Annotated in this window: 24 protein-coding genes; 12 read left to right on the top strand and 12 right to left on the bottom strand. The window is 63.6% G+C overall.

The annotated features are described in order from the left end of the window. Positions 1–201 precede the first annotated feature (201 nt). Positions 202–1,821 (top strand): trimethylamine methyltransferase family protein, encoded by a 1,620-nt coding sequence (locus tag NKJ57_RS12950; protein ID WP_352510991.1) that lies wholly within the window; start codon positions 202–204, stop codon positions 1,819–1,821. A gap of 17 nt (positions 1,822–1,838) precedes the next feature. Here NKJ57_RS12950 and NKJ57_RS12955 read toward each other — a convergent pair whose 3' ends face one another. From NKJ57_RS12955 to NKJ57_RS12965, 3 genes are all read right to left on the bottom strand, one after another. After that, positions 1,839–2,201: a hypothetical protein gene (locus NKJ57_RS12955; protein WP_081726128.1), complete on the bottom strand. Its 363-nt coding sequence runs from the start codon at positions 2,199–2,201 to the stop codon at positions 1,839–1,841. Between the two features lie 110 nt (positions 2,202–2,311). Next, positions 2,312–3,793 (bottom strand): flavin monoamine oxidase family protein, encoded by a 1,482-nt coding sequence (locus tag NKJ57_RS12960; protein ID WP_023823786.1) that lies wholly within the window; start codon positions 3,791–3,793, stop codon positions 2,312–2,314. Positions 3,794–4,125: 332 nt separating this feature from the next. Beyond that, positions 4,126–5,931: an IlvD/Edd family dehydratase gene (locus NKJ57_RS12965; protein ID WP_352510992.1), complete on the bottom strand. Its 1,806-nt coding sequence runs from the start codon at positions 5,929–5,931 to the stop codon at positions 4,126–4,128. 143 nt (positions 5,932–6,074) lie between these two features. On the opposite strand from NKJ57_RS12965, the gene NKJ57_RS12970 reads away from it, so the two are divergent. Beyond that, positions 6,075–6,533, top strand: a complete 459-nt coding sequence (locus tag NKJ57_RS12970; protein WP_023696771.1) for an SRPBCC family protein — start codon at positions 6,075–6,077, stop codon at positions 6,531–6,533. A 160-nt stretch (positions 6,534–6,693) separates the two neighbouring features. On the opposite strand, the gene NKJ57_RS12975 is transcribed toward NKJ57_RS12970, so the two are convergent. The 3 genes from NKJ57_RS12975 to NKJ57_RS12985 all read right to left on the bottom strand — a co-directional run bounded on the left by NKJ57_RS12975 (position 6,694) and on the right by NKJ57_RS12985 (position 9,611). Further along, positions 6,694–7,884 carry an Mrp/NBP35 family ATP-binding protein gene (locus tag NKJ57_RS12975; protein WP_027049316.1) on the bottom strand — a complete coding sequence of 397 codons (1,191 nt, stop codon included), beginning with the start codon at positions 7,882–7,884 and terminating at the stop codon, positions 6,694–6,696. 77 nt (positions 7,885–7,961) lie between these two features. Then, positions 7,962–8,966: an inorganic phosphate transporter gene (locus NKJ57_RS12980; RefSeq protein WP_023688789.1), complete on the bottom strand. Its 1,005-nt coding sequence runs from the start codon at positions 8,964–8,966 to the stop codon at positions 7,962–7,964. 3 nt (positions 8,967–8,969) lie between these two features. Next, positions 8,970–9,611 carry a DUF47 domain-containing protein gene (locus NKJ57_RS12985; RefSeq protein WP_023673429.1) on the bottom strand — a complete coding sequence of 214 codons (642 nt, stop codon included), beginning with the start codon at positions 9,609–9,611 and terminating at the stop codon, positions 8,970–8,972. Between the two features lie 158 nt (positions 9,612–9,769). On the opposite strand from NKJ57_RS12985, the gene NKJ57_RS12990 reads away from it, so the two are divergent. The 10 genes from NKJ57_RS12990 (at position 9,770) to NKJ57_RS13035 (ending at position 19,999) form a co-directional block, all read left to right on the top strand. Beyond that, positions 9,770–10,669: a LysR family transcriptional regulator gene (locus NKJ57_RS12990; protein ID WP_352511132.1), complete on the top strand. Its 900-nt coding sequence runs from the start codon at positions 9,770–9,772 to the stop codon at positions 10,667–10,669. 191 nt (positions 10,670–10,860) lie between these two features. Next, positions 10,861–11,340 carry a formate dehydrogenase subunit gamma gene (locus NKJ57_RS12995; protein ID WP_352510993.1) on the top strand — a complete coding sequence of 160 codons (480 nt, stop codon included), beginning with the start codon at positions 10,861–10,863 and terminating at the stop codon, positions 11,338–11,340. Then, positions 11,337–12,893, top strand: a complete 1,557-nt coding sequence (locus NKJ57_RS13000; RefSeq protein ID WP_352510994.1) for a formate dehydrogenase beta subunit — start codon at positions 11,337–11,339, stop codon at positions 12,891–12,893. The genes NKJ57_RS12995 and NKJ57_RS13000 overlap by 4 nt, the downstream gene beginning before the upstream one ends. 10 nt (positions 12,894–12,903) lie before the next feature. Beyond that, complete coding sequence (fdhF, locus tag NKJ57_RS13005) at positions 12,904–15,816, top strand: formate dehydrogenase subunit alpha (protein WP_352510995.1); 2,913 nt, start codon at positions 12,904–12,906, stop codon at positions 15,814–15,816. A 2-nt stretch (positions 15,817–15,818) separates the two neighbouring features. Continuing rightward, a complete protein-coding gene (gene fdhD / locus NKJ57_RS13010; RefSeq protein WP_352510996.1) occupies positions 15,819–16,649 on the top strand; it encodes a formate dehydrogenase accessory sulfurtransferase FdhD in 831 nt (276 codons plus the stop codon). After that, on the top strand, positions 16,639–16,950 hold the full coding sequence (locus tag NKJ57_RS13015; RefSeq protein ID WP_352510997.1) for a formate dehydrogenase subunit delta: 312 nt from the start codon (positions 16,639–16,641) through the stop codon (positions 16,948–16,950). The genes fdhD and NKJ57_RS13015 overlap by 11 nt, the downstream gene beginning before the upstream one ends. 139 nt (positions 16,951–17,089) lie before the next feature. After that, positions 17,090–18,643: an alpha/beta fold hydrolase gene (locus NKJ57_RS13020; protein ID WP_352510998.1), complete on the top strand. Its 1,554-nt coding sequence runs from the start codon at positions 17,090–17,092 to the stop codon at positions 18,641–18,643. A 110-nt stretch (positions 18,644–18,753) separates the two neighbouring features. Further along, positions 18,754–19,233, top strand: a complete 480-nt coding sequence (locus NKJ57_RS13025; RefSeq protein WP_352510999.1) for a carboxymuconolactone decarboxylase family protein — start codon at positions 18,754–18,756, stop codon at positions 19,231–19,233. 77 nt (positions 19,234–19,310) lie between these two features. Continuing rightward, positions 19,311–19,673 carry a nuclear transport factor 2 family protein gene (locus NKJ57_RS13030; RefSeq protein ID WP_352511000.1) on the top strand — a complete coding sequence of 121 codons (363 nt, stop codon included), beginning with the start codon at positions 19,311–19,313 and terminating at the stop codon, positions 19,671–19,673. Between the two features lie 11 nt (positions 19,674–19,684). Next, positions 19,685–19,999 (top strand): hypothetical protein, encoded by a 315-nt coding sequence (locus NKJ57_RS13035; RefSeq protein ID WP_352511001.1) that lies wholly within the window; start codon positions 19,685–19,687, stop codon positions 19,997–19,999. 78 nt (positions 20,000–20,077) lie between these two features. On the opposite strand, the gene NKJ57_RS13040 is transcribed toward NKJ57_RS13035, so the two are convergent. The 6 genes from NKJ57_RS13040 to NKJ57_RS13065 form a co-directional block, all read right to left on the bottom strand. After that, positions 20,078–20,776, bottom strand: coding sequence for a hypothetical protein (locus NKJ57_RS13040; RefSeq protein ID WP_352511002.1), 699 nt, complete (start codon positions 20,774–20,776; stop codon positions 20,078–20,080). Between the two features lie 155 nt (positions 20,777–20,931). Beyond that, positions 20,932–22,359 (bottom strand): gamma-aminobutyraldehyde dehydrogenase, encoded by a 1,428-nt coding sequence (locus NKJ57_RS13045; protein WP_352511003.1) that lies wholly within the window; start codon positions 22,357–22,359, stop codon positions 20,932–20,934. A gap of 20 nt (positions 22,360–22,379) precedes the next feature. Beyond that, complete coding sequence (locus tag NKJ57_RS13050) at positions 22,380–23,195, bottom strand: ABC transporter permease (protein WP_352511004.1); 816 nt, start codon at positions 23,193–23,195, stop codon at positions 22,380–22,382. After that, on the bottom strand, positions 23,185–24,150 hold the full coding sequence (locus NKJ57_RS13055; protein ID WP_352511005.1) for an ABC transporter permease: 966 nt from the start codon (positions 24,148–24,150) through the stop codon (positions 23,185–23,187). The genes NKJ57_RS13050 and NKJ57_RS13055 overlap by 11 nt, the downstream gene beginning before the upstream one ends. Positions 24,151–24,370: 220 nt before the next feature. Further along, a complete protein-coding gene (locus tag NKJ57_RS13060; RefSeq protein WP_023732490.1) occupies positions 24,371–25,369 on the bottom strand; it encodes an ABC transporter ATP-binding protein in 999 nt (332 codons plus the stop codon). Positions 25,370–25,575: 206 nt separating this feature from the next. Next, positions 25,576–26,730: an ABC transporter substrate-binding protein gene (locus NKJ57_RS13065; RefSeq protein WP_023736171.1), complete on the bottom strand. Its 1,155-nt coding sequence runs from the start codon at positions 26,728–26,730 to the stop codon at positions 25,576–25,578. Between the last annotated feature and the right edge of the window lie 3 nt (positions 26,731–26,733).

A 26,733-nucleotide genomic window follows, 5' to 3' on the forward strand; every position in this document is an offset into this window, starting at 1 on the left:
CTGTGCCGGGGCTTTGAACAGCCCGGCCCTTGGCATGATCACCAACATTCTGCATTAGCTCTCTGGCATACTCGGCTGCGTTGACTGGCCCATAGGCTGGGCCAATGGCAACGGCATAGTCGGCTGACAGAGGGACGAAGCAGGCCGACGGTGGACCAATCACCGCGTCGTGTTTCGCAAGCTAAAGGTGGAGTGCCCCCCATGTCAGTGGCTGTTGAGCAGCAGGATGCGGCTCTTAAGGATGCGGCTCCTAAAGATACATCAGCCGACCAGCGTTCGCGACGATCCGGCGGGCGCGAAGCGCGCCGCGCCATGCGGGCAGCACCTTTGGCCGACGACATCAGGCCGGTACGTGCCGGGCTTGAAGGCGGCAGTTACGACCCGCTCAACCGGAACGACCAGGAGCGCATCCATGAAGCGGTGCTGACGCTGCTGGAGACCGTCGGCTTCGCCAATGCCATTCCCTCCTGCGTCGAGGCGCTGACCGGGGTCGGCGCCGTTTACGGCGATGACGGCCGCGTCCGTTTCCCACGCGGGCTTGTGATGGACACGATCAGACGAGCCGCGCGAAATTTTACGCTGCACGGCCAGGACCCCAGGCATGACATGCTGATCCAGGGCAAGCGCGTGCATTACGGCACGGCGGGTGCGGCGGTGCATCTGGTCGATGTCGAAAAGCGCGAATACCGCGAGTCGCTGGTGCAGGACATTTATGATGCCGCTCGCCTCGTCGAAGGGCTCGACAACATCCATTTCTTCCAGCGGCCGATGGTGCCGCGCGACATTCCCGATCCGCTCGAAATGGACTTCAACACGCTCTACGCCTGCGTGATGGGCACGTCGAAGCATGTCGGCACCTCGTTCACGGTGCGCGAGAACGTGCAGCCGGCGCTGGAAATGCTTTATGCGATCGCCGGCGGCGAGGAGAACTTTCGCGCCCGGCCGTTCGTGTCAAACTCCAATTGCTTCGTCGTGCCGCCGATGAAGTTTGCCGAGGACGCCTGCGGCGTGCTCGAAGCCTGTGTCGACGGCGGCATCCCGATCCTGCTTCTATCGGCCGGCCAGGCCGGCGCCACCGCTCCCGCGGCGATTGCCGGCGCTGTGGTGCAAGCGGTGGCCGAAGTGCTGGTCGGCCTCATCTACGTCAACGCCATCAAGCCCGGGCATCCGGCGATCTTCGGCACCTGGCCGTTCGTCTCCGACCTGAGGACCGGCGCCATGTCGGGCGGCTCGGCCGAGCAGGCAGTACTGACTTCGGCCTGCGCGCAGATGGCGCAGTTCTACGACCTGCCGGGCGGCTCGGCCGCCGGCATGACGGATTCGAAACTGCCCGACATCCAGTCCGGCTATGAAAAGGGGATCACCGACGTGATGGCCGGTCTTGCCGGCCTCAATCTGGTCTATGAATCGGCGGGCATGCACGCCTCGCTGCTCGGCTTTTGCCTGGAGAGCCTGATCATAGACAATGACATGCTGGGCCACTGCCTGCGCTGCGTGCGGGGCATCGAAGTGACCGACGAAGCGCTGTCGATCGACACCATCACCGAAGTCTGCATGAATGGCCCAGGCCACTATCTCGGCAACGAGCAGACGCTGCGCCTGATGCAGACCGAGTATTTTTATCCGGCCGTCGGCGACCGCTTTTCGCCCAAGGAATGGAACGAGAAGGGCCGGCCCGACATCTTGCAGCGGGCGATCATCGAAAAGAAGCGCGTGCTTGCCGAGCGCTTCCCGCGCCATGTGCCGAAGCTGCTAGACGACAAATTGCGCGCCCGCTTCGGCGAGATGATCAAGCTGCCACGCAGCGGCATGGGCGGGTAAGCTTCACCTTACGAAGGTCAGTCCGCACTTAGCCCAAAGCGCTCGACGACTTCGGCGCTGATCAGCTTGCCATGCAGCGCCATCAGCACGATCTGGGCATCCAGGCTGTCGCCGGTTTCAAGCGCTGCCTCGATGCGGCGCTCAGCGTCCAGCCGCCGCTCCGGCCCATTGGCCTGCTCAAAGGTTTGTGGGCCTGCGATGCAATAACCAAACAGCTGCGCCACGGACCGATAAGCCTCTGGCGGGGGCTCGTCCGGCCAGTGATCCTTCATCAGATTGACGATGGTGAGCTTTACTCCCTCTGGCACCAGTGCCGGGTGAAGGTCGGCGCCGCGCAGCGCGTTGTCCAGTTCCCGCAAGTCACCCGAGCGGCCGAACATGCCGAGGAAACCGAGGGAAGAGCGCCGTTTAGTCACGTTGATACTTTCCGTCCGATAGCCGACCACTCATATGGGAATGTAGGATCGTTTTTCATCGCCTTTCCGGAGTCTCAGGCAAACCAGGCGTCGAGCCCGAATTCCCGCTGCAACAGGTCTTCCGCACTTTCCAGCGCGCCCTCGATCCAGCCGTGATTGTTGGACCACGCTTCGCCACAGACATGAATGCCCGGAGCGAGCGTATGGCTCGCCAGTTTTATACCGGAGATATCTATGCCACGGTCCCAGACATGCGACGCGCCGCCATAGGCCGGCGCACCCCAATCCTGCGCAAACCCGCCGATGGGTTTCGAGATGGCGCCGTGTTTGCCATGGACTTCGACCATCTGGCCGTGAAAGGCCTCCAGCGCGGAATGTCCCTCGGCCAAAACCGCAAAGCCGTGGCGCCGAGCGAGCTCAGGCAGCAGTGAGCGCCAGAATACCATGTGCTTGCCATCGCAATAGGCCATGGCGACGCTCCGACGAATCGTCGCGTCGCGAGCGTCCGCTTTTGTGAACTGCCATATCTGGCGAGCCGGCAGATCGGTCACGCTGTGGCCGGCCGCGATGCCGTTTCGAGCCCACCACGGGCTGGCATAGCAGGCGGCCAGCGTGAGCATCGGCCAGGGTTCCGGTGCCGGCAGATCGCTGGGCTGCTCGATGCCGGACTTTTCCAGCAGGGTCCGCAGGGGGCGGACCGGTAACGCCAGCACGACCTTGCGCGCCTCGACCGTCCCGCCCTGCCCCTCGACAGACAAGACCATCCCTTGCGCCGAGCGGGCGATGGCGGTCACGGTGTGATCGAGATGGACGGCGCCGCCGCTGACAGCGATCCGCCCGGCCATTCGCTCCGCAACCGGCTGGAACCCGCCATCGGGGGAACAATAGGAGCGGCCGCCGCTCAGCTCGCCGAGCGCAAGCCTGAACGTCTCGGCGGCGTTGGGTCCACGCAGGAGCAACGAATAGCCCACCGCGTCCTCGGCAAAAGCCATTTCCTCCGGGGTCAAGACCGTCGCCAGCACATCCCAAGTCGCCCAATCCGCCAGCTTGCGGCCGCCATAAACGAAGCCTGCGGCGCCGTTCCATTCGGCGCTGCCGAAGGCCTCCGAACCCGGCAGGATCAGTGCTGCCGCCTTTCGCAGCAGGCGGGACGGGCCTTTTTCCTGCAGCCGACGCGTCACGTCATAGGCAAACAGGCGGCGCGGCGCAAAGCGCGATATAGCGGCGTAGGGCAGGCTCCTACCGCGCAGATGGAGCCGGTTGGCGCCGGTGACGACGTCCATACCCGACAGCTTTACATCCAGCGTCGCCATGAGTTTTTTGAGTAGCCGATGTTGCGGCATCAGCATCATCGCGCCGAGATCGATGCCGAAGTTCGGCTCTCCGGGAAATGAGACCGTGGAGGCCCGACCGCCGACGCGACCGGCGGATTCGAAAACAGCGATCCTTGCGGGCTTTTCACTTTGGGACAAGCGCCACGCCAGGAAGAGACCGGCCATGCCCGCGCCGACAATAGCAATGTCGACCGGGGCAATGTCGATCGGGCTAGGCGGCAAGGATACGCCCGTGGCGGAAAACCATCATCATGGACGACTCTCTGGACCCCTCTTGATTTCGTGTCAAAAAACCCGAAACTGACGAGGACTGCAATGTCATACTGACAGGTGGGATCAGTTGGCGTGCGAGCAGTGATCTAAAACGGGCAACGGGTCCTATGAAGAAACAGTATCACACACCAGTCATCCGCAAGGCAGGACGACTCTCCGGCATCACAGCCATCGCCGCTTCGTCCGGCCCGCCTCCACCCTGAGGCCGCCATCCAAACAAGCTTACGCCAAGGCTTTCATGCCGGCCCGATCAGGCCGGCATTTTCATATCAAGCGGGTGCTTAGTGATTGTCCCTCGGCACGCCGCTGGTGTGCGCGACGTCCTGGTATTTCACCGCCGGCTTCAGCACCATGCCCTCCGAGAACTGGTCGACCATGGAGCGCTGGATCTCCTGCCATGGCGTCTGATGCTTGGGATAATGATAGCCGCCATCGTCCTGCAGTTCGGCACGGCGCCGCGTGATTTCCTCGTCGGAGACGAGGATGTTGGCAGTGCCTTTGCGTAAGTCGATGCGCACACGGTCGCCGGTCTTGAGCAGCGCCAGGCCGCCGCCAATGGCGGCCTCCGGCGAAGCGTTGAGGATAGACGGCGAGCCGGATGTGCCCGACTGGCGGCCATCGCCGATGCAGGCCAGCGCGTGAATGCCCTTCTTGATGAGATAAGCGGGCGGCTGCATGTTGACGACCTCGGCGCCGCCGGGATAGCCGATTGGGCCGGCGCCGCGCATGAATAGGATGGTGTGCTCGTCGATGCCTTGCGCCGGATCGTCGATGCGGGCGTGGTAGTCCTCGGGACCATCGAAGACCATGGCGTTGCCTTCGAAGGCTTCCGGGTCGTTCGGGTTGGAGAGATAGCGTTCGCGGAATTCCGGCGAGATGCCGCTCATCTTCATGATGGCGGAATCGAACAGATTGCCGCTGAGATTGATGAAGCCGGCATTGGCCTTCAGCGGCTCGGCAACGGTGCGGATGACGTCGGTGTTCTCGTTGGCGACACCCTTGCAATTGTCACCGATAGTCTTGCCATTGACGGTCATCGCTTCGGGATAAGGCAGCAGCTTGGCCTTCATCAACTCGGCCACCACAGCCGGCACGCCGCCGGCATGGTGATAGTCTTCGCCGAGATATTCGCCCGATGGCTGCAGATTGACGATGAGCGGCACATGGAGGCCGACCGTCTGCCAGTCGTCATTGGTGAGCGGCACGCCGAGATGGCGGGCAATCGCGTTGAGGTGGATCGGCGCATTGGTCGAGCCGCCAATCGCCGAATTGACGACAATGGCGTTCTCGAAGGCCTTGCGCGTCATGATGTCGGACGGCTTCAGATCCTCATGCACCATCTCGACGATGCGCTTGCCCGTCTCATAGGAGATCTGGCCGCGCTCGCGATAGGGCGCCGGGATGGCAGCCGAACCCGGCAATTGCATGCCGAGCGCCTCTGCCAGCGAGTTCATCGTGGTGGCGGTGCCCATGGTGTTGCAATAGCCGGTCGACGGCGCCGATGAGGCGACGATGTCCATGAACTCGTCATAGTCAATCTCGCCGGCGGAGAGCCGCTGGCGCGATTCCCAGACAATGGTGCCGGATCCCGTGCGCTTGCCTTTGTGCCAGCCATTGAGCATCGGTCCGACCGAAAGTGCTATGGCCGGAATATTGACGGTGGCCGCCGCCATCAGCAGCGCCGGCGTGGTTTTGTCGCAGCCGATGGTCAGTACGACGCCGTCGAGCGGATAGCCGTAAAGCACTTCGACCAGGCCGAGATAGGCAAGGTTGCGGTCGAGTGCCGCGGTCGGGCGCTTGCCGGTCTCCTGGATCGGATGGCACGGGAATTCGAAGGGGATGCCGCCCATCGAGACGATGCCTTCGCGCACGCGCTTGGCGAGCTCGATATGATGGCGGTTGCATGGCGACAGATCCGAGCCGGTCTGGGCGATGCCGATCAGCGGCTTGCCCGACATCAGCTCGGCCCGCGTCAGGCCGTAGTTCAGGTAGCGCTCGAGGTAGAGCGCGGTCATGCCTGGATTGTCGGGATTGTCGAACCACTCCTGCGAGCGAAACTTCTTCTTTCCGGTGGGGGCGCCTGCCATCATGGTCTCCGTATTTGTAAGACAAATCGATATGGCAACGCGCGGAAGCAGGCAAGAGGGCGCACCGTCGCAACCGGACTTTGGTGCGATAGACACAGACCAGACCGTGCGTTAGGCCTTCGAAGTCTGTCCGGGAGGTGTCGATGGCTTTGGTGATCGAAGGCGAGGAACGCATTGCCGCCCCCCTGCAGAAAGTGTGGGACGCGCTGAACGATCCGAAGGTTTTGCAGGCGACCATTCCCGGCTGCCAGCACCTGGAGATGAAATCGCCGACCGAAATGGCGGCGACGGTGGTGTTGAAGATCGGACCGATCAAGGCGACATTCAACGGCGAGGTGACGTTGAAGAACCTGAAGCCGCCGCACTCCTACACCATCCAGGGCGAGGGCAAGGGCGGTATTGCCGGCTTCGCCAAGGGTGGCGCCGACGTGACGCTGACGGCGGACGGGCCGGATGCGACGGTCCTCAAATACGCGGCCAAAGCCGAAGTCGGCGGCAAGATCGCCCAACTCGGCAGCCGGCTCATCGAATCGACTTCGAAGAAGCTGGCCGGGCAGTTTTTCTCAAGCTTTGGTGAGAAGGTGGGTTCCCCTCCCCCTTGAGGGGAGGGTGCCTCGCGAAGCGAGGCGGGTGGGGTCGCCTCAACTGCCTCAACCTGAGTTGAGCTGCCTCGACTTGTAAAGAAATAGCGTCGAGCGTGTCACCGCGGACCCCACCCGGCCCTTCGGGCCACCCTCCCCTCAAGGGGAAGGCATATCCGAGCTACTCGAACACGATGTTCGGCACCGCCGCTTCGGCCGCGCCGCGTTCTTCGTTGACCCGGTCCCAGACCTTCGAAGCAATGCCGCGATAGATCTTCGCCTCGGCGCTGTCTGGCTTCGACGCTACCACCGGAGCACCTTCATCAGAACTTTCGCGAATGCCCATTTCCAGCGGCACTTCACCGAGGAAGGTCACGCCGAGTCGCTCGGCCTCGCGCCGCGCCCCGCCATGGCCAAAGATGTCGTAGCGCTTGCCGGTATCGGGGGCTATGAAATAGCTCATGTTCTCGACGATGCCGAGCAGCGGCACGTCGACCTTCTTGAACATATTCAATCCTTTGCGGGCGTCGATCAGCGCCAGGTCCTGCGGGGTCGAGACGATGACGGCGCCGGCCAGCGGCACCTGCTGGGCCATGGTCAGCTGCGCGTCGCCGGTGCCGGGCGGCATGTCGACGACGAGCACGTCGAGGCGGCCCCATTCGACCTCGCGCAGCATCTGCGTCAGCGCCGACATCACCATCGGACCGCGCCAGATCATCGGCGTCTCCTCGTCGACGAGGAAGCCCATCGACATCACCTTAAGGCCGTAATTCTCCATCGGTTTCAGGATCTTGCCGTCGACGGTCTGCGGCCGGCCATGGATGTTGAGCAGCCTGGGCATGGACGGGCCATAAATATCGGCATCGAGCACGCCGACACGCAAACCGTTGGCGGCGAGGCCAAGCGCGATGTTGACAGCGGTGGTCGACTTGCCGACGCCGCCCTTGCCGGACGCCACCGCGATGATCGCCTCGATTCCGGGCACGCCGCGCTTGCCCGAGCTTTGCGAGGCCGGGGCGTGCGGGGCTGGGGAGTGTGGAGCTGGGCGCGGCGCGGCGGGCGCGGCCGTCGGTGCCGGCCTGGGCGCCGGGCGCGACGCAACCGGAGCCTCCATGCCGCCGCCCTTCTTCTCCGCCGTCAGCGCGACGACGGCGCCGGCGACACCAGGGATCGCCTTGACGACACGCTCGGCTGCGGCGCGCAGCGGCTCCATCTCCTGTGCGCGGGCGGCGGGAACGGTGATCGAGAAAAACACTTTCGAATCGGCGATGAAAATCTCCGAAACCATGCCGAGGTCGACGATGTTGCCGGTGAAGTCCGGCCCGTTGACCGTCTTCAGACGCTCGGTGACGATTTCCTTGGTGACGGACATGCATTATTCCCTAAGGCGTTTGGCTGCGGCTCAGATAGTGCAGATTGGCAGCGACTCCAAGCACCACGGTGTCCGCCTCACCTTGCCAGGCCAACCGCAAGGTAGGTGAGCGCCGAAATTGCAGCCGTGGCCGGCAAGGTGACGATCCAGGCGATGACGATGTTGCCGGCAATGCCCCAGCGCACGGCCGAGACGCGGCGGGCGGCGCCGACACCGATGATGGCCCCGGTGATGGTATGGGTGGTCGACACGGGGACGCCGAGCCAGGTGGCGGCAAACAGGGTGATGGCGCCGCCGGTCTCGGCGCAGAAGCCCTGCATCGGATTCAGCCGGGTGATCTTCGAGCCCATCGTGTGAACGATGCGCCAGCCGCCGAACAAAGTGCCGAGCGCCAGTGCTGTCTGACAGGTGAGGACGACCCACAGCGGCACGTAGAACGTCCCGCCGAGCATGCCTTGCGAATAGAGCAGCACGGCGATGATGCCCATGGTTTTCTGGGCGTCGTTGCCGCCGTGCCCTAGCGAATAAAGCGAGGCCGAAAAGAACTGCATGACGCGGAAAGTGCTGTCGACGGCGAACGGTGTCTGGCGCACGAACAGCCAGGAAACGGCCAGGATGAGGACCAGCGCCAGAACAAACCCTGTCGCCGGCGACACGACGATTGCGGCGACCGTCTTGCCAAGCCCGGTCCAGACGATGGCGCCGGGCCCAGCCTTTGCAACGCCGGCGCCGACAAGCCCGCCGATCAGGGCATGCGAACTGCTGGACGGGATGCCGGCAATCCAGGTGACGATGTTCCAGACGATAGCGCCGACGAGCGCCGAGAAGATCACCGCCGGCGTGACGATGCTGACGTCGACGATACCTTTTCCCACGGTTTCAGCCACGTGAAGGCCGAAGAACATGAAGGCGATGAAATTGAAGAAAGCCGCCCACAGGACCGCATATTGCGGTCTCAGCACGCGGGTGGAGACGATGGTGGCGATGGAGTTCGCCGCATCGTGCAGGCCGTTGAGAAAATCGAAAAACAGCGCGACGGCGACAAGGCCGATCAGCACGGGAAAGGCGATGGTGGCTTCCATTGCCTAAACGTTCTCGATGACGATGCCGCTGATCTCGTTGGCGACGTCCTCAAAGCGGTCGACCACCTTCTCCAGCTGGCCGTAGATCTCCGAGCCGATCAGGTAGGCCATCGGATCGCTGCGGCCATGCCGCTTGAACAGGTCCTTCAATCCCTGCTCATGCAGATCGTCGGCGCGGCTTTCGACGCGCATCACCTCTTCGGCGATGGCGTTGAGGCGTACCGTGTGCGTGCCGACCTTGCTGAGCAGCGGGATCGCTTCGGCAACCAGCCTGGAGGCGGCAACGATGACGCCACCCATCTCCTGCATCAGCGGGTCGAATTCCTTCTTTTCGAACAGCTTCACCGTCTTGACGGTCTTGTGCATCATGTCGATGGCGTCATCCATCGACTGGATCAGGTCCTTGATGTCGCCGCGATCGAAGGGCGTGATGAAGGAACGCCGCACCGCCAGCAGCACTTCGGCCGTGATATGATCGGCCTCGTCCTCGAGATCGATGATCTTCTGGCACCAACGATCGATGTCCTTGCCCTGCAGGAGCTGCTCCAGCGCCTCGGCGCCGCCGACCACGGTGCGGGAATGCCGTTCAAAGAGGTCGAAGAAGCGATCTTCGCGCGGCAAAAGCTTGCGGAACCAGCCCAGCATGTCCGATCTCCTCGTATTCCATCCAACCACATAGCGCCGTGTTCGGCCGGGGGAAACAGCCAGCCGGCCCAAAGATGTGGATGCATGGCCAATTGCGGGTAGAGCTTGCGGCGAAAGGCAATTTCCCCGACCTTGCGCGCAACGAACGGACGGATGGTATGATCGACAAGCTGGAATTCTTCATCGCGCTGGCCAAGGAGGAGCATTTCGGCCGGGCGGCGGAAGCGTGCGGCGTCACCCAGCCGACGCTGTCGGCAGGGATCAAGCAGCTGGAAGGCCAACTCGGCGTCATGCTGGTCAATCGCGGCTCGCGCTTCCAGGGACTGACGCCGGAGGGCAAGCAGGTGCTGGTCTGGGCGCGCCGCATCGTTGGCGACTCCAGGGCCATGCGCGAGGAGATGCGGGCGGCGCGTCACGGCCTGTCCGGGCGCATTCGCATCGCCGCCATTCCGACGGCTTTGGCCATGGTGGCGCGCCTGACGACGCCATTTCGCGAAAAGCATCCGGGCGTGACCTTCTCGGTGCTTTCGCGAACCTCGATCGAGGTACTCTCGCTGCTCGGCAATTTCGACATTGATGCCGGCGTCACCTATCTCGACAATGAGCCGCTCGGGCGAGTGACCAGCGTGCCTCTTTATGACGAACGCTATCAACTGATCACGGCTGTGGGAAATCCCTATTCCGACCGCGACAAAGTGACATGGGCCGAGATCAGCCAGTTGCCGCTCTGCCTGCTGACGCCGGACATGCAGAACCGCCGCATCATCGACCAGCATCTGGCCGAGGCCGGGGTGCAGGTGCGACCGACGCTCGAATCCAATTCGATGATCGTGCTGTTTTCGCATATAAGGACCGGCAAATGGTCGTCGATCATGCCGCTCAACCTGGCGGAAACATTCGGCTTTTCCGAACCGATCCGCGCCATTCCGATCGTCGAGCCGGATGCCAGCCACACGGTCGGGCTGGTGGCGACGCCGCGTGAACCGCATACGCCGCTGGTACAGGCGCTGCTGGACGAGGCGATGGCGCTGGCAGACGATTTCCACGCCAATCGCTGAGCTAGTCATAGCTGGTGAAACGGCACGATAGAAATTTTCTATCGTGCAACGAAACCGCTTTATTGATTTCAGAGGTTTTCTCTGAAATCTTAAGCACTTAGCGATAAAGCGGCGCAGGCATGTCGTTGTTCCAAAACCGCTTCATGCTTTTGGACGATATGCATGGCTCGCTACAATAGGGAGGGCGCTGCGTGACGATGCAGCCTGCAAGTACCGAGATACAGTCGCGCACGGCGGCAATCATCCAGGAGTTGAAAGGCCTCGAAGGCCCGCTGCTGCCGATCCTCCACGGCATCCAGGAAGAATTTGGCCACGTACCGCAGGACGCGGTGCCCGTCATCGCCGATGGGCTGAACCTGTCGAGGGCCGAGGTGCACGGCGTCGTCACCTTCTATCACGATTTCCGCGCCAAGCCGGCCGGCCGGCACGTGCTCAAGCTCTGCCAAGCGGAAGCCTGCCAGTCGATGGGTTCGGATGCGATCGCCGCAAAGGTCAAGCAGTTGCTTGGCATCGATTTCCATGAGACCACCCGCGACGGATCGGTTACACTTGAGCCCGTCTATTGCCTCGGGCTTTGCGCCTGTTCACCGTCGGCGATGCTGGATGGTGAGGTGATCGGGCGGCTCGATGACGAGAAGATCGAAGAGATCGTCGCGGAGGTACGCTCATGATCCCGCGCATCTACATTCCAGGTGACTCCGGCGCGCTGGCGCTCGGCGCCGAAAAGGTCGCCAAGGCGATTCGTGCGGAACTCGCCGAACGGAGCATCGAGGCGAAGATCGTGCGCAACGGCTCTCGCGGCGCCTATTTCCTCGAACCGATGGTCGAGGTCGCGACCGAAAAGGGCCGCGTCGCCTACGGGCCGGTGAAGCCTTCGGACGTCAAGAGCCTGTTCGACAGCGGCTTCCTCACCGGCGGCCATCACAAGCGCTGGCTGGGCGCGCCCGACAAAATCCCGTTCCTGGCCAAGCAGACGCGCCTGACCTTCGCGCGTTGCGGCATCAACGACCCGCTGTCGCTCGACGCCTACAAGTCACTGGGCGGACTGAAGGGCCTGCAGAACGCGGTGGCTATGGCGCCGCTCGACATCGTCAAGCAGGTCACGGAATCGGGCTTGCGCGGTCGTGGCGGCGCCGGCTTCCCGACCGGCATCAAGTGGAAGACGGTGCTCGATACAGCCGGTGAGCGCAAGTACATCGTCTGCAACGCCGACGAAGGCGACAGCGCTACCTTCGCCGACCGCATGATCATGGAGGGCGATCCCTTCGTGCTCATCGAAGGCATGACGATTGCTGGCATCGCCACCGGCGCGACCAAGGGCTTCGTCTATATCCGCTCGGAGTATCCGCATGCGGTGGCTGTCATGAACAAGGCTGTCGAGGTCGCCCGCAAGGCAGGCGTGCTCGGCGTCAACGTGCTGGGTTCGGCCAACGCCTTCGACATGGAAATCCGGGTCGGCGCCGGCGCCTATGTCTGCGGTGAGGAAACTTCGCTGCTGAACAGCCTTGAAGGCAAGCGCGGCGTGGTGCGCGCCAAGCCACCGCTGCCGGCGATCCAGGGATTGTTCGGCAAGCCGACGGTGATCAACAACGTCATCTCGCTGGCTTCCGTGCCGATCATCATGGACAAGGGTGCGGCCTTCTACAAGGATTTCGGCATGGGCCGCTCGCGCGGCACGATCCCGATCCAGATCGCCGGCAACGTCAAGTTCGGCGGCCTGTTCGAGGCTGCTTTCGGCATGACGCTGGGCGAGATCGTCGACGATATCGGCGGCGGTACGGCGACGGGCCGGCCGGTGAAGGCGGTGCAGGTCGGCGGCCCGCTCGGCGCCTATTTCCCGCGCGGGCTGTTCGACACTGCATTCGACTATGAAGCCTTTGCCGCCAAGGACGGACTGATCGGTCATGCCGGCATCACCGTGTTCGACGACACGGCCGACATGCTGAAGCAGGCGCGCTTCGCCATGGAGTTCTGCGCCATCGAAAGCTGCGGCAAGTGCACGCCCTGCCGCATCGGCTCGACACGCGGGGTGGAGACCATCGACAGGCTTGCCGCCGGCATCGAGCCGGAAAAGAACCTGGCTCTGGTCACCGATCTCTGCAACACGATGAAGTTCGGATCGCTCTGCGCGCTGGGCGGCTTCACGCCCTACCCGGTGATGAGCTCGATCACCCATTTCCCCGAAGATTTCAAGCCCGCGCCGGCGCGCGTAGCTGCTGAATAGGAGCTGGCAGATGAATATCAAGGCCGACTTCCCGACACTCATCGAAGAACTCGACTACGGAACCCCGGAATCGAAGGCGCAAAAGCAGGTCACGCTGATCGTCGACGGCCGCAGTATCAGCGTGCCGGAGGGTACGTCGATCATGCGCGCGGCGATGGAAGGCGGGGTCGAGATCCCAAAACTCTGCGCCACGGACATGTTGGACTCGTTCGGCTCCTGCCGCGTCTGCCTCGTCGAGATCGAAGGGCGCGGCGGCACGCCGGCATCCTGCACGACGCCGGTCGGCGAAGGCATGGTGGTGCGCACGCAATCCGATCGGCTTAACGCCATCCGCCGCGGTGTCATGGAGCTTTACGTTTCCGATCATCCGACCGGCTGGAACGAGAAGGCCGGTACCGGCGCCAGCGAGTTCGACGTTGTGGCGAAATCGGTTGGCCTGACCGAGAACCGCTTCGGCATCGAGGGCCGCAACCACGTCAAGCAGGAAAACGGCGTCGCGCCCGGCCATGGCTCGCTGGCGGTCGACTACATCGCCCGCGATGAGTCCAACCCCTATTTCACCTATGATCCCGCGCAATGTATCGTCTGCTCGCGCTGCGTGCGGGCCTGCGAGGAGGTGCAAGGCACCTTCGCGCTGACGATCGAGGGCCGCGGTTTCGAATCGCGCATGGTCGCCGGCATGCACGAGGACTTCATCGCCTCCGAATGCGTGTCCTGCGGCGCCTGCGTGCAGGCCTGTCCGACGGACGCGCTGCGTGAAAAGACCGTGCTTGAGAAAGGCATGCCCGAGCGCTCCGCCGTCACCACCTGTGCCTATTGCGGCGTCGGCTGCTCTTTCAAGGCCGAAGTGAAGGGCGACGAAGTCATTCGCATGATGCCCTACAAGGACGGCAAGGCGAACCACGGCCACTCCTGTGTGAAGGGCCGTTTCGCCTATGGCTACGCGACCCACAAGGACCGCATCCTGTCGCCGATGATCCGGGAAAAGGTCAGCGATCCCTGGCGCGAGGTGAGCTGGGAAGAGGCAATCGCCCATACGGCCAAGGAATTCCGCCGTATCCAATATCAATACGGACGCACCTCGATCGGCGGTATCACGTCTTCGCGCTGTACGAACGAGGAGACCTATCTGGTTCAGAAGCTGGTGCGCCAAGGCTTCCGCAACAACAATGTCGACACCTGCGCCCGCGTCTGCCACTCGCCGACCGGCTACGGCCTCGGCCAGACCTATGGCACCTCGGCCGGCACCCAGGATTTCGATTCCGTCGAGTTCACCGATGTCGCCGTCATCATCGGCGCCAATCCGGTTTCCGCCCATCCTGTATTTGCTTCACGGCTGAAGAAGCGGCTGCGCCAGGGCGCCAAGCTGATCGTGCTCGACCCGCGCCGTACCGAAATGGTCAAGTCGGCGCATGTCGAGGCCGACTACCACCTGCCGCTGAAGCCCGGCACCAACGTGGCGGTGCTGACGTCGCTCGCGCATGTCATCGTCACCGAAGGGCTTTTCGACGAAGCCTTCATCCGCGAACGCTGCGACTGGACGGAGTTCCAGGACTGGGCCTCCTTTGTCGCATTGCCGGAGAACAGCCCCGAGACCGTCGGCAAGCTTTCGGGCGTCGACCCGGAGCTGATCCGGGGCGCTGCACGGCTCTATGCCAAGGGCGGCAACGGCGCGATTTATTACGGCCTCGGCGTCACCGAACACAGCCAGGGCTCGACCACGGTTATGGCTATCGCCAACCTTGCGATGGCGACCGGCAATATCGGCCGCCCGGGCGTCGGCGTGAATCCGCTGCGCGGCCAGAACAATGTGCAGGGCTCATGCGACATGGGCTCGTTCCCGCATGAACTGCCGGGCTACCGCCACATCTCCGGCGAGGCGGTGCGCGACATCTATGAAAGCTTGTGGGGCGTGAAGCTCGACGACGAACCGGGCCTGCGCATCCCCAACATGCTGGATGCCGCTGTCGACGGCTCCTTCAAAGGCATCTACATCCAGGGCGAGGACATCCTGCAGTCGGATCCCGATACCAAGCATGTCGCGGCCGGCCTGGCGGCGATGGAATGCGTGGTCGTGCACGACCTGTTCCTCAACGAGACGGCGAACTACGCGCATGTCTTCCTGCCGGGCTCGACCTTCCTGGAGAAGGACGGCACCTTCACCAATGCCGAGCGCCGCATCAACATGGTGCGCAAGGTGCTGGAGCCGAAGGCGCGCTACGCCGACTGGGAAGCGACGCAGGAGCTTGCCCGTGCGATCGGGCTTGACTGGAACTACCAGCATCCCTCCGAGATCATGGACGAGATCGCCAAGACGACGCCAAGCTTCGCCGGCGTCTCCTTCGATCTGCTCGACCGTGTCGGATCGGTGCAATGGCCCTGCAACGAGAAGGCCCCGCTCGGCACGCCGATCATGCATATCGACAGCTTCGTGCGCGGCAAGGGCAAGTTCATCCGCACCGAATATGTGGCGACCGACGAGCGGACCGGGCCGCGTTTCCCGTTGCTGCTGACCACCGGCCGCATCCTCAGCCAGTACAATGTCGGTGCACAGACAAGGCGCACCGAAAACGTCATGTGGCACTCGGAGGACCGCCTGGAGATCCATCCGCACGATGCCGAGAACCGCGGCCTGCACGATGGCGACTGGGTGCGGCTGACCAGCCGTTCGGGCGAGACGACGCTGCGTGCGCTGATCACCGACCGGGTGTCGCCGGGTGTGGTCTACACCACCTTCCACCATCCGGACACGCAGGCCAACGTCATCACCACCGACTTCTCCGACTGGGCGACCAATTGCCCGGAGTACAAGGTGACCGCCGTGCAGGTCGGCGCGTCGAACGGGCCTTCGGACTGGCAGCGCGACTATGACGAGCAGGCGCGCAACAGCCGCCGCATCGCTCCGCTACAGGCGGCGGAGTAGTCTTGGCCGCGCACCGCAAAGCAACGACGCGGATATCGCGGCTGGCGCACCGCGCCAGCGGCACCGTGGCCGCGAACCGCATGGTGCCGGAGGAGACGCCGGTGGCGTTCTCCTTTGCCGGCACCACCCATGCGGTGATGATGGCGAGCCCGGCGGATTTCGAGGATTTCGCACTCGGCTTCTCGCTGACCGAAGGCATCATCGCCTTGCCTGACGAGATCGAGGCGATCGAGGTCGAGGACCATGGCGCCGGGATCGATATCCAGATCCGGCTGAAGGACCAGGCCAATACGCGCTTCGAGGCGCGACGCAGGCGCTTGGCCGGGCCGGTCGGCTGCGGGCTGTGCGGCATCGAATCCATCGAGGAAGCGATGCGCTCGGTCGACAAGATTGGTGCGTCCAAGCTTACGCTTGGCGCAGACGACATTGTTCGCTCGGTCAGGCTGTTGTCGAAGGTGCAGCCGCTGCATTCGGAAACCGGCGCGGTGCACGCAGCCGGCTTTTACATCCCCGGCAAGGGCATCGTCATGGCGCGCGAGGATGTCGGCCGCCACAATGCGCTGGACAAGCTGGCCGGCGCGCTGGCAAAGGCCGGCATTGACGGTGCCTCGGGCGCCGTTGTCGTGACCTCACGCGTCTCGGTCGAGATGGTGCAGAAGACGGCGGCCATCGGCTCGGCTTTCATCATGGCCGTCTCGGCGCCGACCGCGCTTGCCATCCGCACAGCGGAAGAGGCGGGAATGACGCTGGTGGCGCTGGTGCGCGGCAACGATTTCGATGTTTTCACCCACCCGGAACGGGTGGTCTTGGGAGTTGCCCAGCATGTCGCATGACGAAGACCACATCACGAGCACCAGGGAAAAGCTGGTGCGCATGGCCAACCAGATCGCCGCCTTCTTCCATTCCAGGCCGCGCGAGGAAGGCGTGGCGGGTGTAGCCGAGCACATCAACAAGTTCTGGGAGCCCAGGATGCGGCGTCAGTTCTTCGAGATGCTGGACAGCGGCGGCGAAGGTTTCGACGAGCTCGTCGTCGAGGCCTCGGCCCGGATCAAGCGGCCAAAGACCGAAGAGCAGGCCGATATGAGGATCGGCTACACCCAGCCACAGGTACAGAGCGCCGCTCCCCAGAAATAGCCGATCGCCAGAATAAACGGGGCGAATGCCGTTCGGGCCGCCAGGCTATATTCCTGTTTTCTAAAGTTTGACTGCCGCATCTGGCAGGCGTCTGCTATGGTCGACGATCAGAAGTCGTCTGGCCGGGCGGGATGCAGTCGTGAGGCCGATCGAGACGCGATATGCCCTCAGTGGCGACGTGCGGATCGCCTATCAGGTGGTCGGCCAGGGATCGTTCGACCTGGTTTTCGTGCCCGGCTTCATTTCTAACCTCGACCTCCAATGGGAAGACGAGGGTTATACCAGGCTGTTGAAACGGCTCTCGGCGTTCTCGCGGCTGATCCTGTTCGACAAGCGCGGCACCGGCCTTTCGGACCGGGTCGACCCACGCCATCTGCCCAGCCTCGAAACCCGCATGGACGATGTGCGCGCGGTGATGGATGCCACAGGCAGCGGCCGCGCCGCCCTGCTCGGCGCCTCGGAAGGCGCGCCGATGGCAATGCTGTTCGCCGCCACCTATCCGGAACGGACACGGGCGCTGACGCTCTATGGCGGTTATGCGCATTTCCACAAATGGGTGATGCCGCCCGAACGCCTCGAGGCCTTCATCGCGACCGCCGGCACAACCTGGGGCACCGGCGCCACTCTGCCCGACTTTGCGCCAGGCAGGGTCGATGACGCGCATTTCACCCAGTGGTGGGCGCGCTTCGAACGGCTGTCGGCGAGCCCGACAGCAGCGGCGGCCCTGGCACGGATGAATGCTGACATCGACGTGCGCGGCGTGCTTTCGGCGATCGGCGCACCGACCCTGCTCATCCATCGCCGTAACGATGTGCGGGTCGACCCCGACGCCAGCCGCTTCCTGGCCAAGAAGATCGCGAATGCGCGATTGGTCGAAATCCCCGGCCGCGATCACCCGATCTGGACTGGCGACGTCGACCGGGTGGGAGACCTGATCGAGGAATTCCTGACCGGCGAGCGTGCCGTGGCAGAAGCGGAGCGCGTGCTTGCCGCTCTTCTGGCGACACGCGTATACGATACGGCGCGAGTGGGCGACCGCATGTGGAGCGAACGCAGCGAGCGCTTCCAGGAGAGCTGGCGGCAGCTGGTCGGCCGCCATGGCGGACGCGTCGCCGGCATCCATGGCGAATTGATGATCTCGCGCTTCGACGGGCCGGCGCGGGCCATACGCTGCGCGGCGGCGCTGCGCGATGCGGCGCAGCATATGGGCATTGCAAGCGCCCAGGGCGCGCATGTCGGCGAGGTCGAAATGCGCGGGCCGCCGGTGGGACTAATGGCACGGGTGACGATGCAGATCGCCGCCCATGCCGGGCGCGGCGATATTCTGGCGTCGCGGCTGGTCGCCGATCTGGCGGCCGGTTCCGGCCTGCATTTCATCGATGCCGGGCGTGTCACGGTGGATGAGCTGGACGAGCCGCTGGCGCTGGTCCAGGTGACGTCGGAACAGCATCTCGAGCCCGCTTGCCGTCCCAAGGCCAGGCCTGCCGAGCCGGCTCAATTGACGGCGCGCGAAAGCGAGGTGGTGAGCCTGATCGCCGACGGCAAGAGCAATGCCGCAATCGCTGCCGAACTGAGGCTCAGCGAACATACGGTCAAGCGTCATGTCGCCAACATATTGCTGAAGCTCGACCTGCCGTCGCGGGCGGCGGCAGCGGCATTTTCCGCCAGGCACACTGGCCCGGACGGGCCATAGGAGCCATGGCGCTTTCGGGCGAAGCGGCCAAGGGCGCGCAGGCGCTACCAATTCTCTCCATGCAGGCCAGGCGAATGTCGCCGCGGAAGGCGCTGCGAACGGAGGATGACATGGTGAAGTCAAACAGGTCGATCAAATCGCTGGTGATAGCGGCAGGCGTTGGCGCACTGTTCACGATCGCCCCTGCCAAGGCCGAGGACGCCACAGCGGCGGCCGCCTACAAGGACATCGAGGCGACACTCGGCTCGGTGCCGGACATGTTCAAGACGCTGCCGGATGTCGCGGTTGCCGGCGCCTGGGCCGAGATCAAAGGCGTGCAACTCAACCCCAAGACCGCGCTCGACGGCAAGACCAAGGAGCTGATGGGCCTGGCCGTCGCCTCGCAGATCCCCTGCCAGTACTGCATCTATTTCCACACCGAGGCCGCCAAGCTCAATGGCGCGACCGATGAGGAGATCAAGGAGACGATCGCGATGGCGGCAATCGTGCGCCACTGGTCGACGATGCTCAACGGCAGCCAGGTCGATTTCGCGACTTTCAAACAGCAGACCGACGGCGTGTTCGCCGCCGTCAAAGCCAAGTCGCAGTGAAAGACTCTGCCCGGCGATGAGCGCCGGGCACGGCTTATGGTCATCAACCGCCCGATCGACGGGCCATGGAGGAAAAAATGCTGACAAAGACGCAAAGCGTGGACGGCGCGGCGATCAAGAAAGCGATCGAAGGACGGGACGGCAGGATGCTGGCGAGCTTCTATGCCGACGATGCGCTGGTGCGGGTGATCGATCGCAACAACCCGCCGAGCAAGCCGCGCGAGATCCGCGGCCGGGCGGCGATCAGCACGTTCTGGGACGACATCTGCAGCCGGGCAATGACCCACAAGGTCGACACCACCATCGCCGATGGCGACAATCTCGCCTTTACCCAGGCCTGCGCCTATCCGGACGGAACGAAAGTGTTCTGTGTAGCGATGCTGGAGTTGAAGAACGGCCGCATTGCGCGACAGACCGTCGTGCAGGCCTGGGACGAGTGAGGAGGAGAGACATGTTCAGCGCCAGATGGCAGATCGACGCCAAGTTCGGGCACAAGCAGACCGTGCTCGAACTGCTCAAGAAATGGGAGCGCGAGATCGGCTCTCAGGTCGGCATCGCCGATCTCGAGTTCCAGATCATGACCGGTTCGATCGGCGCCCGGGAGGCGACGGTCGAGTCGCATCACCAGGTCGAGAGCCTTGCCCAGTTGGAGGCGTTCTTCGCCAGGATCGGCAAGATCGATGCGCACGCAAAATGGGGCAAGGAGATGGAGCCCTACGTCGTGTCGGGCACCAGCCTTTGGAACATCTACCGCATCGTGGAGTAGGAGCAATTCCAGGAAAAGTGTGAGCGGTTTTCCGTCCGGAATTGCGTCAAAACAAGAGGACGCCGCGATTTTCGGCCGTCAGTTGCGGCGGCCGAAATTCGTCCGCTGCCCGGCGAAGCGGCCTTCCCTGGCCAATCCGGCCGCCGCCGTTGGCGTCGGCTGATTGGGTAGCGTGGCCTGCTTGGCAAGGGCGGCCGCGATCATGGCGTCGGCCTGGCGCGCGCGCTGGTCCGCACCGGCATCTCCGGCAAGGTTGCCGGCTGTCGCGTAGGCCGATGCCTGCCTGCGCGGTCGGAAGGCGATATAGAGGAGCACCGCGCCGAGCAGTCCGGCGCCGATGACGATCGTCAGGCGGGTGCCGGTCATGCCGGTGCGTTCAATCTGGGTGGGGTTGGCGGGGTTCTGGACAACGGTGAGCTTGTCGCCGACCTGCGGTTCGCGGTCGCCGTTCTTGCTCAGCCCCATCGTGGCCTCGACGGCGTCAGTGCCGGTGCCGACGCGCAAGGTGCCGGTAAATTTCTGGGTCACCTTCCACTCTTTGTCCGCATGCACAGTCTTGAACGCGTCAACCAGCTCGCAGGGGATCGTGGCAGTGCTGACAGTCTTGTAGACGATCTTGTGGGCGGTCGATTCCATGTCGCATTCGACATTGACCGCTAGGATTTCGGCAGGCGCCTCGAGCCAGCCGCTTTTCTTGATAATGTCCTTGCCGCCGAACACAGCGATCAGCATGCAGAAGCCACCAATGAGTACCAATTTGATCTTGGTCGTGTTCATGCGCAAACCCCCTCGCCGCGCGGTTTCTCGGCAAAGAGGCTGCTCGTTCAGGTTGAATATTCAGTAAAACGTGAACACTCGTCGCGCCGCAAAAGTTACTTACGCTTAATGTGCAGAAAACGGCGTGGCGAATATTTTAGAGATATTGGCGGCCTTTACCCGTGAGCCACCATCACATGACGAACGGCGGTATAATCCTCCAGCGCGTAGAGTGACATGTCCTTGCCGTAGCCGGACTGTTTCAATCCGCCATGCGGCATCTCGTTGGTCAGCATGAAATGGGTGTTGATCCAGGTGCAGCCATATTGCAGATGGGCGGCCGTCGCCATGGCGCGCGAGACGTCCTTGGTCCACACCGAGGACGCAAGGCCGTAATCGCTGTCATTGGCCCAGTTCACGGCTTCGTCGACTTCCGAGAAGCGGGTGATCGAGACGACCGGGCCGAACACTTCGCGGCGCACGATCTCGTCTTCCTGCAGCGCGCCGGCAACGACGGTCGGCTGGTAGTAGAAGCCGGAGCCCTCGCCCGGCTTGCCGCCGGTGGTGATCTCGATGTGCTTCAATTCCGAAGCGCGCTCGACGAAGCTTGAGACTCGGTCGCGCTGGCGGCGCGAGATCAGCGGGCCGATCTCGTTCTCGGTGTCGTCCGGCTGGTTGTACTTAATGGTCGAGACGGCCGAGGACAGATCGGCGACGAGCTTGTCGTAGATCTTCTTGCCGGCATAGATGCGGCAGGCGGCGGTGCAGTCCTGGCCGGCATTGTAGTAGCCGAAGGCGCGCAGGCCGTTGACCACCGCACCTAGGTCGGCATCGTCGAAGACGATGACCGGCGCTTTGCCGCCGAGCTCCAGATGCGTGCGCTTGACCGACTTGGCGGCGGCCTGCAGCACCTTCTTGCCGGTGGCGACGTCGCCGGTGATCGAGATCATGTTGACCTTGGCGTGGTTGATCAGCGTGTTGCCGACACTGTCGCCGCGGCCGAGCACGACATTGACGACGCCTGCGGGCAGGACATCGGCGAGGATCTTGGCCAGCTTCAGCGCCGTCAGCGGTGTTTGTTCCGATGGCTTGAAGACGACGGTGTTGCCGCCGGCAATCGCCGGCGCCAGCTTCCACGCCATCATCATCAGCGGATAGTTCCAGGGCGCGATCGAAGCGACGATGCCGATCGGGTCGCGCCGCACCATCGAGGTGTGGCCGGGAAGATATTCGCCGGCGACCACGCCCGGCATGGAACGGACAGCGCCGGCAAAGAAACGGTAGCAGTCGACGATCGCCGGGATCTCGTCATTGAGCACGGCATTGATCGGCTTGCCGCAGTTCAGCGCCTCGAGCGCGGCGAACTCTTTGGCCTCGGCCTCGATGCGATCGGCGATCTTGAGGAGATAGCTCGAGCGCTGCGCCGGCGTGGTGCGCGACCACAAGACGAACGCCTTTTCCGCCGCCGCGACAGCAGCCTCGATCTGCGCCGGGCTTGCTTCCGGCAAATTGAGAATGGTCGCCCCGGTCTTTGGATTGAGGATCGGCTCCTCGGTCTCGGTGCCCTTGTCGAAGATCGAGCCGATCAGCATCTGGGTGTCCATGGACGTCTCTCCCTTGTGAGTTATTTGCCGGAACCGGCGATCTGGTCGCCGTCGCGGGTCAGGTAATAGGCCAACAGGATGGGCAGCAGCGTCACCAGCACCACGACCATGGCGACAACATTGGTGACCGGTCGCTGGCGCGGACGGATCAGTTCCTCCAGCATCCAGATCGGCACAGTCTGCTGCTGGCCGGCGGTGAAGGTGGTGACGATGACCTCGTCGAACGACAGCGCGAAGGCCAGCATGCCGCCGGCGAGCAGTGCGGTGGCGATGTTGGGCAGCACGACGTGCCGGAAGGTCTGGAAGCCGTCGGCGCCGAGATCCATCGAGGCCTCGATCATCGAGCCCGAGGAGCGGCGGAAGCGGGCAACGGCGTTGTTGTAGACGACGACCACGCAGAAGGTGGCGTGGCCGAGCACGATCGTCCAGAACGAGAACGGGATGTCGGCCAGCGAGAAGGCTGAGCGCAGCGCGATGCCGGTGATGATGCCGGGCAGCGCAATCGGCAGGATGACCAACAGCGAGATGGTCTCGCGGCCGAAGAATTTCGTTCGCGACACGGCGGCGGCGCATAGCGTGCCCAGTATCAAGGCAATCGCCGTCGAGATGGCGGCAACACGGACCGAGAGCGACAGCGCTTCCCACACATCCGGCCGGTTCCAGGTGACGGCGAACCATTGCGTGGTCAGCCCCGGCGGCGGCCAGACGAAGCTCTTCTCTTCGGTGGTGAAGGCGTAGACGAAAATCAGCAGGATCGGCAGATGCAGGAACAGCAGGCCGCAGGCGGCTGCGATCTTGAGGCCGAGCGGAGCGGATTGCGAACCGTCAGAGCGCATCGAAGGCCCCCATGCGCTTGGCGCCCCAGAGGTAGAAACCCATGATGACAATGGGCACCACGGTGAAGGCGGCGGCGAGCGGAATGTTGCCGGCGGTGCCTTGCTGCGAATAGACGGCCTGGCCGATGAACAGCCTAGATGTGCCGATGATCTGCGGGATGATGTAGTCGCCCAGCGTCAGCGAGAAGGTGAAGATCGAGCCGGCGACGATGCCGGGCAGCGCCAGCGGGAACAGCACGTTGCGGAAGGTCTGGCCCGGCGACGCCCCTAGATCGGACGAGGCCTCGATCAGATTGCCGGGCACACGCTCCAATGCCGCCTGCACCGGCAGGATCATGAAGGGCAGCCAGACATAGACGAAAGCAATGAAGGTGCCGGTGGCGGAGACCGACAGTGAGTTGCCGCCAACGACCGGCAGCGACAGCCAGCCGTCGAGCACCCAAAGCAGATGCAATTTGGCCAGCAGCCAGGTCAGGATGCCTTCCTTAGCGAGGATCAGCTTCCAGGCGTAGATCTTGACCAGGTAGCTCGACCACAGCGGCAGCATGACGCCGAGATAGAACAGCGCCTTCCAGCGGCCGCGGGCATAGCGCGCCGCATAATAGGCGATGGGGAAGGCGATGATGGCGGACGCCAGCGTGACCAGCACCGCCATCGTCACCGTGCGCAGGATGATGTCGAGATTGGCGGCCTGGAACAGGTCGCCGTAAGTCTTCAGCGTGAACTCATGGTTGATGAGGCCGGAGAATTCGTCGATCGAGAAAAAGCTCTGCGCCAGGAGCGCGAACAGCGAGCCAATATAGACGACGCCGAGCCACAAAACCGGCGGCAGCAACATGAGGAACAGCAGCAATTGCGGCCGGCGCCAGAATAGATCCGAGAGCGCACCGCGCATGCCACCGCTGCCGGGCAGGATGGCGGGGGCGGGGTTTGAGTTGAGGGCGGCGATGGTCATGGGGCGACCGCGTGCTGAAGGAACCCTGAGAAGCCGCGTTCCTTCACACCCCCCTCTGTCCTGCCGGACATCTCCCCCTCAAGGGGGGAGATCAGCAGTTTCGCTGTCTCGCCAAATCCCCAACGTTGAAGATTGGCGAAACCGGGAGGAACAGCCAATCTCCCCGCTTGAGGGGGAGATGTCCGGCAGGACAGAGGGGGGTGCTTGGCGCAAACCTCAATCATGCCGGCTCGTCCATCAAATGCAAATGCTCGCGGTTGAACGTCAGCACCACCGCTTCGCCTTCCGCCGGCAGCTTTGTCCCGGCCGGCACGATGGCGTGCAGCCTCAACCCGTCGGCGTCGAGCGCCAGCTTGGTCGTAGCGCCGAGATAGTTGGTTCCGACCAGGCGCGCGGCAACGCCCTCGCCTTTGGCGGCGCGGCCGATGCGGATGGATTCGGGACGCAGGCTGCCCCAGCGGTGCTGGCCGGAATAGCGCTGGACGAAGTCCGGCGGCAGTACGTTGGAGGAGCCGACGAAATCGGCGACGAAGCGGGTCTTCGGCCGCTGGTAGATGTCTTCCGGCGTGCCGATCTGCATGATCTTGCCGTCATTGAAGACGGCGACGCGGTCGGCCATCGACAGCGCTTCGCCCTGGTCGTGGGTGACGAAGACGAAGGTGATGCCGAGCGCCTTCTGCAGCGACTTCAGCTCTTCCTGCATGTTCTCGCGCAGTTTGAGATCGAGCGCGCCGAGCGGCTCGTCGAGCAGAAGCACCTTGGGCTGGTTGACCAGCGCACGGGCCAGCGCCACGCGCTGGCGCTGGCCGCCGGAGAGCTGGCCGGGACGGCGGGCGCCATAGCCGGGAAGCCGCACCAGTGACAATGCCTCTTCCGCCGCCTTCTGCCGCTGCGGCTTGGCGATGCCCTTGACCATCAGCCCGTAGGCGACATTGTCCAGCACGTTCAAATGCGGGAACAGCGCGTAGTCCTGGAACACCGTGTTGACGTTGCGGCGATAGGGCGGCACGCCCTCGGCGCGGTCGCCGAAGATCGAGATCGAGCCCGAGGTCGGCTGCTCGAAGCCGGCGATGAGGCGCAGGCAGGTCGTCTTGCCGGACCCCGACGGACCGAGCATGGCGAAGAACTCGCCCGGCACGATATCGAGATCGACCGCATCGACGGCGCGCACGCTGCCGAAATGGCGAGAGACTTTCTGGAAGGAAACGGCCGATGTCATGGGCTGTCCGTCTGTTGCCGGTTTGTGTTCGTCGAAATAGCTCTTGCCGCCACCAATCAGGCCAGCGGGCACGGCACTTCACCTCCCCCTCGATGGGGGAGGTCGCGGCGAAGCCGCGGGTGGGGTGACTAGCACCGGACGTCAGCGTTGCCCCCACCCCGACGCTGCGCGTCGACCCTCCCCACAAGGGGGAGGGTTAAGGGAGCTCAACGCCCGCCGATGACGCCGATATAGTCGGACACCCAGCGGTAGTAAGGCACGCACTGGTCGTTCTGGGTTGCGCACTTGGAGACCGGCGTCTTCCAGAACTTGATCTTGTCGAAGTTCTCGTAGCCGTTGGTCTTGCAGCCTTCCTCGCCGAGCAGCTCGTTGCCCTTGCAAGCAGCGGGCACGACCGGGAGCGAGCCGAACCAGGCCGAGACGTCGCCCTGGACCTTGGGCGACAGCGAATGCTCGAGCCACATATAGGCGCAGTTCGGGTGCGCGGCGTCGGCCTCCATCATGGTGGTGTCGGCCCAGCCGGTGACGCCTTCTTCCGGCACGGTCGAGGCGACCGGCTTCTTGGCGGCGACCAGCGTGTTGACCTGGTAGGGCCATGAGCCGGAGGCGACGACGCCTTCGTTCTGGAAATCGTCGACCTGGATGGCGGCGTCATGCCAGTAGCGACCGACCAGCGTCCGCTGAACACGCAGCAGTTCGAGTGCGGCCTTGTACTGGTCCTCGTTCAGTTCGTAGGGATCCTTGATGCCGAGTTCCGGCTTGTGGAACATCAAATAGTTGGCGGCGTCGGCGATGTGGATCGGGCCGTCATAGGCCTGGACGCGGCCCTTGTTGGACTTGCCGTCCGGCAGGTTCATTTCCTCGAAGACGACGTTCCAGCTCTTGGGCGCTTCCTTGAAGACATCGGTGTGGTACATCAGGATGTTCGGGCCCCACTGATAGGGAACGCCGTAATGCACCTTGTCGACGGTGAACCAGGGCGCATCCTTCAGACGGTCGTCTACCGCCTTCCAGCTCGGGATGAGATCGGTGTTGATCGGCTGCACGCGCTTGCCGGCAACGAGGCGCAGCGATGCGTCACCCGAAGCGGTGACTAGATCGAACCCACCCTCATTCATCAGCGAGACCATCTCGTCGGAGGTGTTCGCGGTCTTGACGTTGACCTTGCAGCCGCTCTCCTTCTCGAAGGAGGTCACCCAGTCATAGCCCTTGTCGGTTTCGCCGCGCTCGATGTACCCCGGCCAGGCAACGATGCTGACCTCCCCTTCGCCCTTGCCAAGTTCCTTGACCTGGGCGACGGCCTGACCGGAAAAGGTCAGCGCGACCGTCAAGGCGGTGCACGTCTTCAGGAATGAATTCATCGT

The sequence above is a fragment of the Mesorhizobium sp. M0077 genome, assembly GCF_040322955.1.
Classification (GTDB): domain Bacteria; phylum Pseudomonadota; class Alphaproteobacteria; order Rhizobiales; family Rhizobiaceae; genus Mesorhizobium.

What these genes read in the sequence shown, in the direction of transcription:
- NKJ57_RS12970 (WP_023696771.1), top strand. Translation starts at nt 6,075, where the DNA reads ATGGCTTTGGTGATCGAAGGCGAGGAACGCATTGCCGCCCCCCTGCAG.
- NKJ57_RS12975 (WP_027049316.1), bottom strand. Translation starts at nt 7,884, where the DNA reads ATGTCCGTCACCAAGGAAATCGTCACCGAGCGTCTGAAGACGGTCAAC.
- NKJ57_RS12985 (WP_023673429.1), bottom strand. Translation starts at nt 9,611, where the DNA reads ATGCTGGGCTGGTTCCGCAAGCTTTTGCCGCGCGAAGATCGCTTCTTC.
- NKJ57_RS13030 (WP_352511000.1), top strand. Translation starts at nt 19,311, where the DNA reads ATGCTGACAAAGACGCAAAGCGTGGACGGCGCGGCGATCAAGAAAGCG.
- fdhF (WP_352510995.1), top strand. Translation starts at nt 12,904, where the DNA reads ATGAATATCAAGGCCGACTTCCCGACACTCATCGAAGAACTCGACTAC.
- NKJ57_RS12955 (WP_081726128.1), bottom strand. Translation starts at nt 2,201, where the DNA reads ATGTTCGGCCGCTCGGGTGACTTGCGGGAACTGGACAACGCGCTGCGC.
- NKJ57_RS13025 (WP_352510999.1), top strand. Translation starts at nt 18,754, where the DNA reads ATGGTGAAGTCAAACAGGTCGATCAAATCGCTGGTGATAGCGGCAGGC.
- NKJ57_RS13060 (WP_023732490.1), bottom strand. Translation starts at nt 25,369, where the DNA reads ATGACATCGGCCGTTTCCTTCCAGAAAGTCTCTCGCCATTTCGGCAGC.
- NKJ57_RS13015 (WP_352510997.1), top strand. Translation starts at nt 16,639, where the DNA reads ATGTCGCATGACGAAGACCACATCACGAGCACCAGGGAAAAGCTGGTG.
- NKJ57_RS13000 (WP_352510994.1), top strand. Translation starts at nt 11,337, where the DNA reads ATGATCCCGCGCATCTACATTCCAGGTGACTCCGGCGCGCTGGCGCTC.
- NKJ57_RS12950 (WP_352510991.1), top strand. Translation starts at nt 202, where the DNA reads ATGTCAGTGGCTGTTGAGCAGCAGGATGCGGCTCTTAAGGATGCGGCT.
- NKJ57_RS12980 (WP_023688789.1), bottom strand. Translation starts at nt 8,966, where the DNA reads ATGGAAGCCACCATCGCCTTTCCCGTGCTGATCGGCCTTGTCGCCGTC.
- NKJ57_RS13045 (WP_352511003.1), bottom strand. Translation starts at nt 22,359, where the DNA reads ATGGACACCCAGATGCTGATCGGCTCGATCTTCGACAAGGGCACCGAG.
- NKJ57_RS12990 (WP_352511132.1), top strand. Translation starts at nt 9,770, where the DNA reads ATGATCGACAAGCTGGAATTCTTCATCGCGCTGGCCAAGGAGGAGCAT.
- NKJ57_RS13040 (WP_352511002.1), bottom strand. Translation starts at nt 20,776, where the DNA reads ATGAACACGACCAAGATCAAATTGGTACTCATTGGTGGCTTCTGCATG.
- NKJ57_RS13055 (WP_352511005.1), bottom strand. Translation starts at nt 24,150, where the DNA reads ATGACCATCGCCGCCCTCAACTCAAACCCCGCCCCCGCCATCCTGCCC.
- NKJ57_RS13035 (WP_352511001.1), top strand. Translation starts at nt 19,685, where the DNA reads ATGTTCAGCGCCAGATGGCAGATCGACGCCAAGTTCGGGCACAAGCAG.
- NKJ57_RS13065 (WP_023736171.1), bottom strand. Translation starts at nt 26,730, where the DNA reads ATGAATTCATTCCTGAAGACGTGCACCGCCTTGACGGTCGCGCTGACC.
- NKJ57_RS12965 (WP_352510992.1), bottom strand. Translation starts at nt 5,931, where the DNA reads ATGGCAGGCGCCCCCACCGGAAAGAAGAAGTTTCGCTCGCAGGAGTGG.
- NKJ57_RS13050 (WP_352511004.1), bottom strand. Translation starts at nt 23,195, where the DNA reads ATGCGCTCTGACGGTTCGCAATCCGCTCCGCTCGGCCTCAAGATCGCA.